Annotated in this window: 13 protein-coding genes; 1 reads left to right on the forward strand and 12 read right to left on the reverse strand. The window is 45.9% G+C overall.

The annotated features are described in order from the left end of the window. Nucleotide 1: 1 nt before the first annotated feature. Nucleotides 2-1,411, reverse strand: a complete 1,410-nt coding sequence (gene flhF / locus F0261_RS13940) for a flagellar biosynthesis protein FlhF (protein ID WP_014978607.1) — start codon at nucleotides 1,409-1,411, stop codon at nucleotides 2-4. Between the two features lie 29 nt (nucleotides 1,412-1,440). Beyond that, the gene (gene flhA / locus F0261_RS13945) at nucleotides 1,441-3,540 is read right to left on the reverse strand and encodes a flagellar biosynthesis protein FlhA (protein ID WP_014948646.1); all 2,100 of its coding nucleotides are present in this window, start codon (nucleotides 3,538-3,540) and stop codon (nucleotides 1,441-1,443) included. Nucleotides 3,541-3,606: 66 nt separating this feature from the next. Between flhA and F0261_RS13950 the strand changes: the two genes are divergently transcribed. After that, complete coding sequence (locus F0261_RS13950) at nucleotides 3,607-4,068, forward strand: D-Ala-D-Ala carboxypeptidase family metallohydrolase (protein ID WP_367613868.1); 462 nt, start codon at nucleotides 3,607-3,609, stop codon at nucleotides 4,066-4,068. A gap of 69 nt (nucleotides 4,069-4,137) precedes the next feature. On the opposite strand, the gene flhB is transcribed toward F0261_RS13950, so the two are convergent. From flhB to fliJ, 10 genes are all read right to left on the reverse strand, one after another. Then, complete coding sequence (flhB, locus tag F0261_RS13955) at nucleotides 4,138-5,262, reverse strand: flagellar biosynthesis protein FlhB (protein WP_131137291.1); 1,125 nt, start codon at nucleotides 5,260-5,262, stop codon at nucleotides 4,138-4,140. Nucleotides 5,263-5,268: 6 nt separating this feature from the next. Continuing rightward, nucleotides 5,269-6,048, reverse strand: a complete 780-nt coding sequence (gene fliR, locus F0261_RS13960) for a flagellar biosynthetic protein FliR (protein ID WP_171338261.1) — start codon at nucleotides 6,046-6,048, stop codon at nucleotides 5,269-5,271. A gap of 12 nt (nucleotides 6,049-6,060) precedes the next feature. Next, nucleotides 6,061-6,330 (reverse strand): flagellar biosynthesis protein FliQ, encoded by a 270-nt coding sequence (gene fliQ, locus F0261_RS13965; protein ID WP_012517675.1) that lies wholly within the window; start codon nucleotides 6,328-6,330, stop codon nucleotides 6,061-6,063. A gap of 8 nt (nucleotides 6,331-6,338) precedes the next feature. Beyond that, nucleotides 6,339-7,094 (reverse strand): flagellar type III secretion system pore protein FliP, encoded by a 756-nt coding sequence (gene fliP, locus F0261_RS13970; protein ID WP_014978603.1) that lies wholly within the window; start codon nucleotides 7,092-7,094, stop codon nucleotides 6,339-6,341. Then, on the reverse strand, nucleotides 7,087-7,539 hold the full coding sequence (gene fliO / locus F0261_RS13975; RefSeq protein WP_171338262.1) for a flagellar biosynthetic protein FliO: 453 nt from the start codon (nucleotides 7,537-7,539) through the stop codon (nucleotides 7,087-7,089). Before fliO ends, fliP begins: the two co-directional genes overlap by 8 nt. Before the next feature lie 28 nt (nucleotides 7,540-7,567). Continuing rightward, nucleotides 7,568-7,975 (reverse strand): flagellar motor switch protein FliN, encoded by a 408-nt coding sequence (gene fliN / locus F0261_RS13980; protein ID WP_014948639.1) that lies wholly within the window; start codon nucleotides 7,973-7,975, stop codon nucleotides 7,568-7,570. 17 nt (nucleotides 7,976-7,992) lie between these two features. Next, nucleotides 7,993-9,051, reverse strand: coding sequence for a flagellar motor switch protein FliM (fliM, locus tag F0261_RS13985; protein WP_014978601.1), 1,059 nt, complete (start codon nucleotides 9,049-9,051; stop codon nucleotides 7,993-7,995). Between the two features lie 27 nt (nucleotides 9,052-9,078). Next, a complete protein-coding gene (gene fliL, locus F0261_RS13990) occupies nucleotides 9,079-9,618 on the reverse strand; it encodes a flagellar basal body-associated protein FliL (protein WP_014948637.1) in 540 nt (179 codons plus the stop codon). Between the two features lie 227 nt (nucleotides 9,619-9,845). Continuing rightward, a complete protein-coding gene (locus F0261_RS13995; protein WP_171338263.1) occupies nucleotides 9,846-12,161 on the reverse strand; it encodes a flagellar hook-length control protein FliK in 2,316 nt (771 codons plus the stop codon). 351 nt (nucleotides 12,162-12,512) lie between these two features. Continuing rightward, nucleotides 12,513-12,959, reverse strand: a complete 447-nt coding sequence (fliJ, locus tag F0261_RS14000; RefSeq protein WP_014978599.1) for a flagellar export protein FliJ — start codon at nucleotides 12,957-12,959, stop codon at nucleotides 12,513-12,515. Nucleotides 12,960-12,977: the final 18 nt, after the last annotated feature.

The following is a 12,977-nucleotide window of genomic DNA, read 5'->3' on the forward strand; positions in this document are numbered from 1 at the left end:
CTTATGCTGTTTTAATTGCGTTGTTACCACTAGTATGATTCAAACCGTACTTTTTATAAAGCTTTGCAGCAGCGGAAACCAAAGATTTCGCTTCTGCAATCTTAATGTCTTCAGGTACTTTTTGACCATCGGTGACATAACTAACCGGTAATTGGTATTCAACCGCTGCACTAAGCACCTCTCCTAAAGAGTAGCACTCATCTAACTTTGTGAAAATACAGCCACTTAGTTCAATATCATCATACGCTTGAATGATTCTCTGCAAAGCAGGATATTGCGTATTTGCTTGCGCTACCAAATATTTTTTAACATTTGGCATTTGTCCGTTATCAAACTGCTTAATTTGTTTAATTAATCGACTATCTCTTTGACTAAATCCAGCCGTATCAATCAATACTAGTCGCTTATGACGAAGTTGGAATAATAAATCCGCAAGTTCTTCACTAGTCTGCGCTTTTCTCACCGTGCAGCCAATAATCTTTCCGTATGTCGCTAGCTGCTCATAGGCGGCAATTCTATACGTATCGATGGTAATCATCGCAACCGACTCTGCACCGTATTTCTGCGCATAGCGGGCAGCAAGTTTCGCAACGGTAGTCGTTTTACCGGTACCTGTTGGTCCTACTAATGCAACAGCACCTTGTGCGCTAAGTATATCGTTTCCTGTCACATTTATGCGATTAGCCAATAGGTTAAGAAGATATACCCATGCATCTCGTTCGTTGTAATGTGACGGCGTATAGCTAATAAGCTGTTTCGCTAACGCGTTGCTTAACCCCATATCGGTTAAACGGGTGATTAGATATTGATGAACAGGTTTTTGACGTTTGTTCTTAGCTTCCATCAAGTCGGCCACTTGATATTGTAATACATCGCGAAGAGACGCTAGCTCTTCCTTGATTTGCGCAAGCTCCGCTGACTGCGTCACAGAGGTATCATCCATACTTGACGCTTGATGCTCTGGGAAAGCGTTCTGACGAACTGGTTCATGAGAAGACTGCTGGGCTTCTACGTCGTCAATAAAGGCTTCTGAAAAGTCTAAGTGCGAAGCAATTTCATTGGCGTGCTTAGCATTCGCTGTCATTGGTTGGTTTGGTTGCGCGGGACTCGCTACGCCATTGTTTCCACCGTGCTGCTTTTCTAGCAGTGCTTTTAGGCTATCAGGACCGTCGTCACCAATGATTTCGCTCAAGCTAGGCACTGCCTTTTGACCAGGTATTTTTGCAGCGGCTTGTGGAGACGCTTTCGGCGTAAATAACTTCGCTTCAGGTTCTTTGTCGTAGGCTGCGACAAGCTCAATACCGTCAGCGACTTTGCGATTTGACATGATCACAGCGTCACTGCCCAATTCAGCTTTAACTTGGCTTAACGCCTCACGCATATCTTTGCCGAAGAAACGTCTAATTTTCATTGCAACCTCTCCAATCACCCAGTGTCAGATTATTGACCGACCGAACTGACTATTTTTATTTGTTTGTCGTCAGGCACTTCTTGGTAAGACAGAACATGAAGCCCAACAACCGAATATTTTAAGAAGCGAGACAGAACGGGTCGTAGCATGCCTGAGGTAAGGAGTACTGCAGGCTCTCCTTCTAACTCTTGCTGCTGACTGGCTTGCTGCAATGATTTTTGCAGCTTGTCTGCCAGACCTGGTTCTATGCCAGCGCCATCTTCGCCACCTGCTTGAAGTGACTGGTGCAACATCTGTTCCAACTCTGGCGCCAAGGTTATGACAGGTATCTCTTTTGCACCTTGAGTGATTTCTTGGACAATTAAACGTTTAAGGGCAATACGCACTGCAGACACTAAAACATCGGGGTCTTGGCTGCGCGTGCCGTACTCACTGAGTGTTTGAACGATTGTACGCATATCGCGAATAGGCACGCCTTCAAACAATAAGGTTTGCAGTACCTTCACGACGGTGCTTAACGGAAGAATGTCTGGTACTAACCCTTCAACCAGTTTCGGATGCTGTTTGGCAAGCATATCAAGAAGTTGTTGCGCTTCCTCGTGCCCTAATAATTGATATGCATTGTTAGAGAGCAATTGGCTTAAATGGGTCGCTACAACGGTCGCAGCGTCTACTACTGTGTACCCAAGGGTTTGTGCATGCTCCCGTTTGTTGGGCTTAATCCATACTGCGTCTAAGCCGAACGCGGGGTCTTTAGTGGCACGCCCTTCTAATTTACCGAACACTTGCCCTGGATTAATAGCAAGTTCTTCATCGTGACTGATGATGGAATCGCCTATCGTTACGCCTAGCATAGCGATGGTGTAAGTGTTGGGCTCTAAATCCAAGTTATCGCGAATGTGGACAGGCGGAATAAGGAAACCCAGCTCTTGCGATAGTTTCTTACGTACGCCTTTAATGCGCGTCAACAACTCGCCACCTTGGGATTTATCGACAAGAGGAATTAAGCGATAGCCCACTTCCAATCCGATGGTATCTACCTGCTGAACATCATCCCAGCCAAGCTCTTTCACTTCAGGCGCAACCGATTCATCTTTTACCACATTGTCTGGCACTTTGGGCTCTGCGGCCTTTCTCTTCTCTTGGACCGACTGCCAGTAAGCAAAGCCTGCAATCAAGAATGAAAAGCCTAAGAATGCGATATGAGGCATCCCAGGAATGATACCCATCACAAATAGAACGCCCGAGGCTATATAAAGAGCTTGATTATTACCAAGCTGACCGCGGATTTCTTTGCCCATTTCCTGAGTCTCGTTTTCACGAGTAACGATAATGGCTGTAGCGACCGAAAGTAACAATGAAGGAATTTGCGCCACCAAACCATCACCGATGGTCAATATGGTGTAGATTTCTATAGCGTTACCGAATGAAAGCCCGTGCTGAATCATGCCAATAAAAAGACCACCGACAATATTAATCAGCATGATGAAAAGGCCTGCGACCGCATCACCCTTTACAAATTTTGACGCACCGTCCATCGACCCGTAAAAATCCGCTTCTGCGGTAATTTCTTCACGGCGTTTACGTGCTTGATCTTGATCTATATACCCTGCATTTAAATCAGCATCTATGGCCATTTGCTTACCGGGCATAGCATCTAACGTAAAGCGAGCGCTTACTTCTGAAATTCGTCCTGCGCCTGCGGTTACAACTTTGAAGTTGATAATAAGAAGAATGGCGAAAACAACAATACCTACGGCGTAGTTACCGCCGATAACAACCGCACCGAAGGCTTCAATCACTTTTCCTGCAGCATCACCGCCCTCGTGCCCATAAAGTAAAACAACCCGCGTTGAAGCAACGTTCAACGCAAGTCTTAGTACCGTAGCGATAAGTAACACCAAGGGGAAAATGCCGAAATCTACTGGACGCTGGGTAAGTACAGCCACCAAGATAATGACTAGCGACAACGCAATATTAAAGCTAAACAGCACGTCCAGTAAGAATGGCGGCATAGGCAAAATAACCATGCCCATAATTGCCAAGAGGACGATGGGTGCGCCTAAACCACTGGTAAAATTTTGCAGCTGATTTTTATCGAATCGCTGAAGATAACCGGATAACTGCATGGCTTGGTGTCTCTCTATCAGAAAATTGACGCTTTATGTGAATCTTCTAGTGAGTTTTCAACTAACGTGCCAGCTTTGTGTTTTACGCAAAAGTTATCCAAATCTGAGCAGCAACAAGGATTTCCCAAATATGTACATTTGCGAGCAGGCCTTTTGTTGAAACTGGAAAAAATACTGCACACCTTAAATGACGAAGGGCATGCTGTTGAAGGATTAACCATAATGAGTGGATATCGCACTCCGTTCTCCAACAAAGCTATTGGCAATGTTCAGTACAGCCGACACGTTTGGGGTGGCGCAGCGGATTTCTATATCGATCAGTCACCGAAAGATGGGGTGATGGATGACCTCAATAAAGACGGTGTGGTAAACCGCGAAGACGCGGTATGGCTCGCGAACTTTATATCAAACATGTCTAAACAAGGCGCTTTCGGCCCAAGAGTCGGTGGGCTTGGTATTTACGGTGCTAATGCGGCGCACGGGCCTTGTGTTCATGTGGATGTGAGAGGAACCCTAGCGCGCTGGTAAAATTGTTGGTTCGGGGCAAATAACTATGCCCCACCTTCAAAGTCAATTTTCACCCATTTAGCGGTTGGGTTAGTGTCGGTACTCTGGTGGGATAGGCAAATCCCGTTTAAGTGGCTTAGGACGTTTACCCTTACCTGCTCTATGCGCTTTTAACTGATAAACATGTGCGAGCACCTGCGCTACCGCCATAAATAAAGCGTTAGGAATTTCATCGTCCACTTCAGTGGAGTAGAAAATGGCGCGGGCAAGCATGGGAGAAGGGATCAACGGCACATCGTTGGCGGTAGCAATTTTTCTGATGTGCATCGCTAGCTCATCAGCACCTTTAGCGACCACAACCGGCGCCCTCACTCCCTTCTCATCATACTTGATAGCAACCGAGAAATGGGTCGGGTTAGTCACCACTACGTCTGCTTGTGGTACTTCCTGCATCATGCGCTTGGTTGCAGCCTGATATTGCAGACGGCGAATTCGGCCTTTAACCATAGGGTCGCCTTCCGCATTTTTTCGTTCGTCTTTAACCTCTTGCTTGGTCATCTTCATTTCTTTGTTGTGCTTATACATTTGATAAGGCACATCAATGAGCGCGATAGGGATCATGCCGCACACCAGAATAAGAAACGCCCACTTAAGCATGTCGAGGGCGTGAAAGATGTTTCCCGGATAAAGCTCCATATCTAAATGCAGCGCTTCATCTTCAAAGAATAACAGTGCCCCAATGGCCATGCCGATAATGACTACAACTTTCGCAATAGACTTAAGTAACTCTACCAAGCCGTTCATGCCAAACATGCGTTTGAAGCCTTGGATAGGGCTCATTTTTGAACCCTTAGGTTTTGCACCTTCCCAGGTAAAGTTAAAACCGCCAAGGGCGATAGAGCCATAAATGCCCGCTATCATTGCCACAACCATGTATAGCAGCACGGCAGGACCTACTGCCGAAAAGGCTTCACCCCATGCGCCAAACATGTGGGTGATATCATAGGTTTCGTCACGAGAGAGAATGAACATTCTCTGAGTAAGTTTAAAAACAGATTCAGCAATCCACCCGCCCACAAACAAGAACATAAAAGCACTGACGATAAGTACTAGGGTCGTAGAGAGTTCACGGGATCGGGCTAGCTGCCCTTTTTTTCGGGCATCTTCGAGTTTTTTCCCCGTGGGGTCTTCTGTTTTTTCGCTTGAATCTGCCATGTTTTCCTACGAACAAATATTCAATAGTTCACACATAAACTGTTCGGCTCTAAACCATTGGGTTTCGAAGTGTGCAGTAAAGTTATCAAGTGTTATCCAAATAATCAGTAATCCCATTACCTGAGCAATGGAAAAACCAATACTAAAAATGTTTAGCTGTGGTGCAGCTTTGGTCATTACGCCAAACGCCAAGTTCACGATAAGTAACGAGACGATTGGCGCAAGGGAGAGGGTCACTGCCGATATGAACATCCAGCCGGCCCAATGAGCAATATCGCGGAACTGTTCACCGGTCCACCATGCTTCGCCTATAGGAAACGCCTCAAAGCTCATGACTATCATTTGGATCATGGACAAATGTCCATCCAAGGTCCAAAACAATAAAGTCGCTAGTATCAGATAAAACTGGCCGACTGCGGGCACGTTAATACCGTTTACCGGGTCAACGATTGACGCAAACCCCAAACCGGTTTGCATTGCTATAATTTGACCTGCAAGTACGAAGGTATTGAGCACCATCATTGATATAAAACCAATGGCAATGCCTATTAGCAACTGCTGAATAACGATTAAAAATGTGCCCACATCCACCAAATTATCTATGGGTGACGGGGGCACTACCGGCATGATAATGAGCGTGAGCATTATACCCAACAAGGCTCTTACCTGCGGCGGAATGGATTTAGCACTCAAGCCAATCATGGCCACGAATAAGCCGCTAATGCGCATAAACGGCAGCAGCATGTCTGCAAGAAATTGATTGATGGTCGCGAGTTCGACTTCCACAGCTTTAGCCTTCTATCCCACAACCTGCGGGATCATATCAACCATTCTGAAAGTAAAGTCCATAAGCTGTTGCACCAACCAGTTTCCACCCCAACTCAGCGCGAGAAGCGTAACAAGCAAGCGGGGCAAGAAACTCATGGTCTGTTCGTTGATACTGGTGGCTGCCTGAAAAACAGCAACAACTAGACCTACGATCAAGCTTGGAACAATCACCGCAGATACCAACACAATAACCATGAACATGGCTTCTCGCAGTATTTCTACAAAGACTTCTGGTGACATAAGCCCTCCTAGACGCCCATACCGAAGCTGGTCGCCAACGTACCGAAAATCAGGTTCCAACCATCAACCAGCACGAACAACATGAGCTTAAACGGCAAAGATACAATCATAGGTGAAAGCATCATCATACCCATAGCCATCAATATAGACGCTACCACCAAGTCAATAATAAGAAAGGGAATAAATAGCATAAAACCAATTTGAAACGCGGTTTTAAGTTCACTGGTTACAAAAGCCGGAATTAGAATGGTTAGCGGCACTTCATCCGTATCGGCATATTTTCCTTCATCTCCAGCTATCCGTACAAACGTTTCTAGGTCTTTTACCCTTGTTTGTGAAAGCATAAATGCGCGCATGGGGCCTTTGGCTTGCTCAAGAGCGTCTAAACTGGTGAGTTGCTCGTTAAGGTAAGGCTGTAAAGCTCGCTCGTTCACCTCTTCAAACACCGGCGCCATAATAAACATGGATAGAAACAAACTAACGCCAATGAGTATCTGGTTTGACGGTGATTGCTGTAAGCCAATCGCCTGACGCAGAATAGACAACACTACAATAATACGCGTGAAAGAGGTCATCATCATGATAAACGCAGGAATAAGGCTTAGCGCTGTCATGATAAACAGCGCTTGAAGCGTCATGGTGTAGTCTTGAGAACCATCTTGATTGGTCGTAACCGTTACTGCGGAAATTCCCTGCTGAGCATAGGCGGGCTCAACGAGAAGTAATAAGGGCAGTATTAAAAGTAGCCAGGCAAACTTACGCATCTCTCGACTCTTCCTTTGTTTTATTCTTTTCTATATTCGGGTTGAGCTTTTCCGCCATGGCAGCAACAAGTTTTTGTTTAAACGCATCGCCACCATTTTGTTGCTCGCCTGTGGTTTTGTTCACACCTTTCACAGGCACATCGAGATTCTTATCTAATTTGCTTAAATGAGAGATGTTGTGACTGGTTACACCAATGAGGTGCTGCTCTTCACCTACCTGAATCACCATGATTTTTTCTTTTGTGCCAACAACCATGCTGGCCGCGACTTTCATTTGATTTCCACCCATCGCAGTGACATTAAATCGACGCATCACATAAGCGAGAGCGAAAATGACGCCAACAACGACAAGTAAAGAAAGGAAAATTGACAGTACCGACGTGGGATTGGTGATTGACTGGGTCGACTGCGCGACAGCTATCTGGCTAAATAAAAGGGGCAGCATTGCGCAACCCCTTACTTTATAAGAAGTTTTATCTGAGCTTCTTGATTCTCTCAATTTGACTAATAACATCCGTTAATCGAATACCGAATTTGTCGTTGACCACTACTACTTCTCCATGAGCAATCAACGTGCCATTAACTAATACATCTAGTGGCTCACCGGCAACACGATCCAGCTCCACCACAGAACCCTGGTTCAACTGTAGCAGATTTCGGATACTTATTTGACTACGACCGACTTCCATCGAAATAGTCACAGGAATATCTAGAATGGTATCTAGCTTTTTCTTTTCTTCTTGCGTAATCGGCGCGTCGTCAGTTAATTCGTCAAGTTCAGCAACTTGTACGTCTTCGTTATCGCCAGCCTCTTGTTCCGCTTCAGATTCGGCTTGTTCGGCCATTGCCGCTGCCCAATCGTCCATACCGTCTTCACTCATGGGAACTCCCCTCTACCTTACAGGTCTTCTTCGAGTACTTGCAGTTCTGCGTCATTATCAATAATGCGCCCACCGCGGGTTAATAACTGTAGCTCAGACTTCACTGAAGTCGGTCTTGCAATCTTCTCTACAATTTTCAGTGCCAAATTGTCGCGACTGCGACCTAATTTAGCCCTGAACGTGGGTAAATCTTCAATTAATACTGTGATGGTTTCTGGCATCTCCACAGGGATGATATCGCCAGGTTTAAACTCCATCACATCGCGAAGCGGTACATTAACGTCTAGCATATGCGTAGTTAACGCTACTTTAACGTCCATGATTTCATCGCGAAGCGCCTTACTCCAACGTAAGTCTGTATCTTCTTTATCGCTTTGAACACCCGCATCAAGCAATTCGCGAATGGGCTCTAACATTGAGTATGGCAAGGACACGTGGAAGTCGCCACCGCCGCCATCTAGTTCGATATGGAACGAGCTGATGACCACCACCTCGGTCGGGCTCACAATGTTCGCCATCGCAGGGTTTACTTCTGAGTCCAAATATTCAAACGACACATCCATGACTGGTGCCCAGGCTTCTTTATAATCTTCAAAGATTATTTTAAGCAGCATCTGGATAATACGGCGCTCCGTTGGCGTAAACTCCCGGCCTTCAATTTTCGCATGATAGCGACCATCGCCACCAAAGAAGTTGTCTACCAGAATAAATACCAAGCGGGCTTCCATGGTGATAAGCCCCGTGCCTTTAAGCGGACGGAAACGCACCATGTTCAAACTCGTTGGAACGAATAATGTGTGAATATATTCGCCAAACTTGATCATCTGAATACCGTTAATCGATACTTCAGCTGAACGTCGCATCATGTTGAACAAACTCACACGCATGTGACGTGCGAAACGTTCATTAACTATTTCAAGCGTAGGCATACGCCCACGCACAATTCTGTCTTGCGAGGAGAAGTCGTACTCGAGCGTAGAAGCATCAGAGTCGCTGCCGCCGACCTCTTCTTCTTCTACATCATCTACCCCGTGTAATAGGGCATCGATTTCATCTTGAGATAATAAATCACTCACCGTCTTCTACCTTACTTAGTCAATGCATTACTGCATGACAAACCCAGTGAACAATACGCGCTCAACTACATCGCTGCCCGTAATGTCCTTTAATGCTTTTTGTACTTCTGTTACTGCCTGCTCGCGAAGCTCAATTTTACCGGCTTCGGTAACCAGATCGTCTGCATTTGAAGTACTAAAAGCCTGTAGTAATGTCCCTTCAATTAGCGGTATATGCGTCTTCGCCAACTCTTCATTGTCAGAACCGCGCACAAGCAACTGCACTTTTATCTGAACCAACCTGTCTCTTCCCGCGCCCGGCACGTTAAAAACAAATGGTCTCGGCATCGCTACGTAAAGCGCAGTGCCCATTTCAGCTTTCCCTGCTGCTGATGCTGGTGCACTCGCAGCCGCTGCTGCGGCATCAGTCTCGGCAAGCTGTTCGGCTGCTGGCTCATCACCGCCTGCGAACAATAAGAAATAGGCAGCTGCACCGCCTCCTAAAAGAACCACAGCGATAATGATGATCAACATCATTTTGCCTTTCTTTTTACCGCCTTCTTCTACTTGTAATTCTTCTTCAGCCATGTGTAACTCGTCAGTAATGCTCGGAAAAAACGTATTATCAAGGTTCCGTCAAAAATGGCAATGCCATTGTTTGAGGAAAACAATATGTGTACGGGTAATTTTTTGCGTCTTCACGCTTCCTATTACCCTCTAATATCACCTACTGCTCACTCCTTTCATTCAAAACATAGCAGCGTTTACGTATTCTCTCTATGCGACCTATTGGTAATAATTCATACGGGATGTGGTTAAGCGTAAAAGTCTATGCCGCCCTTGTCCGCGCGCGAAATCGACTGCTCAATAACCCGTATGCCATCCGTGTCGTCTACACCGTCATTTTCTCCACGATCCCCAGCTCCCTGACGTTGGTGACTGTTTCCTGCAAGTTGCTGGCCATTTTCTTGACCAGAAGAATTATCTTTCCTAACTTGGGCGTCGCCTAACTCAATACCCTGTTCTGAAAGCATATCCCTTAGCTTAGGCATAGCATCGGCCAACGCATCTTTAGCTTGCTGTGATTGCACAACAAAGCTCACGCTTGCAGCGTCACCCGCCACATTTACTCTCACCTGCATACTGCCAAGCTCGGGAGGATCTAAGCGAATTTCAGCCATGGTATTTCGCGCATTAACCATCCAGCGAATTTTCTCACTAAGCTGCTGCTGGCCGTCGCTCTTATGAATATTGACCGCTTTATCAAAACCTTCAAACTGCTGCTGAGTTTTTGACGCTTCAGCGCGAAGCTGGGAGTTTTCCTGCATAACCGATTCAGTTGGATTAACCAATCCAGCAATAGCGTGTTGAGCACTTGCTTGAGTTTGCGTCATCAAATTTAAGAATTGACTGGCTTGACCGTCTACACGCGCTGTCATTGAAGCAACCACATCAGCACTTACCGCAGCATCTTTTGCGGCATCGGCAACAATAGTTGATAAATCAATGCCAGGCTCCCTACCTTGCTGGACTTGTTGCTGAAACTCGTTAATGCCAGCGATAATGTTAGCCTTCACCGCTTGTTGCTGCGCACCACCAGGCAGAGCCGCGACTATACGCTCTGCAAACGCTTCTGTTGCCTTTTGCGCGCTTTGTGGCGATAGCTCACTTATCGCTGAAAGCAGGTCGCTTGAAATTTCTGTAGCACCAAAAGAATCAACTACCTTGGTTTGCTCGCCGCTGTTATCAACGTTTGACAGCCCCTCAGATGATACTGATTTAGCGTCGTTTGATGCTGCTGCATTTACCGCCACGCTGCCCGCAACAGCTGCCTCTGAAGTTAACTCGGCCAATAACTCTTGAGCCTCGGCGAGATTGTCATCAAGAGATTTTGCCTGAATATTGTTAAGTTCATCTGCTAGTAGACTTAGTACGAGCGATTCATCGGCCGATTTTTTGCCGCTTTCAGATAGCCCATTTAACGTTTCTAACATACCGCTTAATGCATTTGCGGCTTCAGTGTCTGACGCTAGACCTTGTTCAGGATTTTCTGTGTTCTCAGTCTGCATGAGCTTGGCAATTAATGCTGAAAGCTCATTCTCATTGTTTACTTTTTTATCTGAATTAGTATTGATATCGGTTTGCGCATTTGAAGACGCATTGTTCGCTCCACTATCACTTCCACTCTGTTGGTTGTTAGCGTTGCCACCAATAAGAAGTGAAGTTAGTGCAGTGAGTGTTTGTTGTGCTTCAGACGACAGGGATTCGATGGCTAATTCACCATCATTGTTACTATTAAGTTGCGACAACAGATGAGCCATGACCGATGGCATATCGCTCGCATCCACATCCTCCGGAAGCTTCCAAAGTTTTCCGCTTTCTTTTATAGATACGACGTTAACTGCCTCGCCTGCAGCTTCAGAGATACCCTTATCTTCTGTGGTACCTGATTCACCTGAAGATTCATCACTTTTTCCAAAACGATTGGCTACCGTCTCAACGTAGGCAATCCAGTCTGGCTCGCCATCGTCTTTGCTTGGCTTTCCGTCTGGCGTGCCAGGAGAGGTTATAACGCCAGCCTCGGCATCTTTCCTGCCGCCTTCTCCAATGACATACTGCGCGTCGGTCACGTTTTTTTGTTCAACGGCGCCTTCAGCGTCGTCAATAACGAGATTGGTATTTTCACCGTCAGTTGAGGGCTGCGTTGTCGTTGCTGAACCTTGCGCAACCTCGTGTGCACTAAGCGTTGCATTTTCTTCTTGATTTGCATTATGAGAGTCAGCTTCAGACTCAGCTGGAATATCTGTCACTTCGTCACGAACAGGTAAATCCGTATGTCCCGCATCGCGGTCTTTACCATTTTTGATCGTGTCACTGGATACTGAAGATTGGGGAGCCGCTCTGTCCGAACGGTTTGCTGTTCGAGATTGAGCAACCTGATCTTCTTTTTCGTTTAAAACAAAATCTGACTTGGTCGTTTTCGCTTCTTGATAAAGTCGGTTAAATGCTTGGTTATTTTCACTGTTCGCTTGTTGCTGAGTTCCGATACCCGTTCCAACGGCTTTCGCCGTACCAGAAGCAGAGAATGGTAATGCGGCAATGTCTGTTTTATGTGCGGCAACTTGTTGCATATTGTCCTACCGTCCTACATTTAAATCGTCTTTCACCAAGAAGACGTATCGTGATGCGAATGATTCAGGTGGCGTTTTATTACAAAAAACTTGATGCCATTTCATCGCAAACCCACCAGCGCTTACTTAAATTACAATCACTTAGCATTGCTTAGTCAGCATGCATCGCTATGATTTTTCGCTACGGCCCTTAGTCGCCCTCGCTGAATTTCAAACGCTATACTGTGTGATGAAACTCAAAGAAACGATGATTTACCGTAGTAGCGATTGCAAAGTAATTACGTCGCGCTAGTACATTATGAAATGGTTTTTGCAAGGGTTGAGCCAAAGTGGCAGAGGCTCGACTAATTATCAGAAAGGCGAGCGCCTAGCTCTGAAAAATCGTTGGGTAGCAAACTCATCCATCATGGCCTGCTCAGCTCTGGCTTCTTTTTTCTGCTCTGCTAACTTTTTCTTATCTAGCAACAAGGTAACAGCTTTCACTTTTTGTTGTTGCTTTAGCCAAAGTTGCTTTCGCTGATCCGCCGCCATTTGTGCACGAGCAATCACTTGCATCTGTTGTTCGCATGCTTTATCCAGTTTTCCAACGAAGGATAAATGCTGCTGATAATAGGTAGCGGTAACACCTGCTTGACCGGTTTGTTGAATACCTTTTATGTAGTCAATGCGGTACTGCTCGAGACTGGTTAGCTTTTGCTTTTGCTGATTAACGTTCTGTTGGGCCTGTTTGTAGTATCGGGCTTCTCGCTGCTCTTTTTCGCGCTCGAATTCGGCTAAACGTTCTAGTTGTTTAGACATTATGCGATACCTTTTGGA

The sequence above is a fragment of the Alteromonas sp. 07-89-2 genome, from assembly GCF_013113925.1.
GTDB lineage: Bacteria > Pseudomonadota > Gammaproteobacteria > Enterobacterales > Alteromonadaceae > Alteromonas > Alteromonas macleodii.

Excerpts from the sequence above, each read along its gene's own strand:
- fliL (WP_014948637.1), bottom strand. The coding sequence starts at position 9,618 with ATGGCTGAAGAAGAATTACAAGTAGAAGAAGGCGGTAAAAAGAAAGGC.
- flhA (WP_014948646.1), bottom strand. The coding sequence starts at position 3,540 with ATGCAGTTATCCGGTTATCTTCAGCGATTCGATAAAAATCAGCTGCAA.
- flhB (WP_131137291.1), bottom strand. The coding sequence starts at position 5,262 with ATGGCAGATTCAAGCGAAAAAACAGAAGACCCCACGGGGAAAAAACTC.
- fliO (WP_171338262.1), bottom strand. The coding sequence starts at position 7,539 with ATGCTGCCCCTTTTATTTAGCCAGATAGCTGTCGCGCAGTCGACCCAG.
- flhF (WP_014978607.1), bottom strand. The coding sequence starts at position 1,411 with ATGAAAATTAGACGTTTCTTCGGCAAAGATATGCGTGAGGCGTTAAGC.
- fliQ (WP_012517675.1), bottom strand. The coding sequence starts at position 6,330 with ATGTCACCAGAAGTCTTTGTAGAAATACTGCGAGAAGCCATGTTCATG.
- fliJ (WP_014978599.1), bottom strand. The coding sequence starts at position 12,959 with ATGTCTAAACAACTAGAACGTTTAGCCGAATTCGAGCGCGAAAAAGAG.
- F0261_RS13995 (WP_171338263.1), bottom strand. The coding sequence starts at position 12,161 with ATGCAACAAGTTGCCGCACATAAAACAGACATTGCCGCATTACCATTC.
- fliN (WP_014948639.1), bottom strand. The coding sequence starts at position 7,975 with ATGAGTGAAGACGGTATGGACGATTGGGCAGCGGCAATGGCCGAACAA.
- fliP (WP_014978603.1), bottom strand. The coding sequence starts at position 7,094 with ATGCGTAAGTTTGCCTGGCTACTTTTAATACTGCCCTTATTACTTCTC.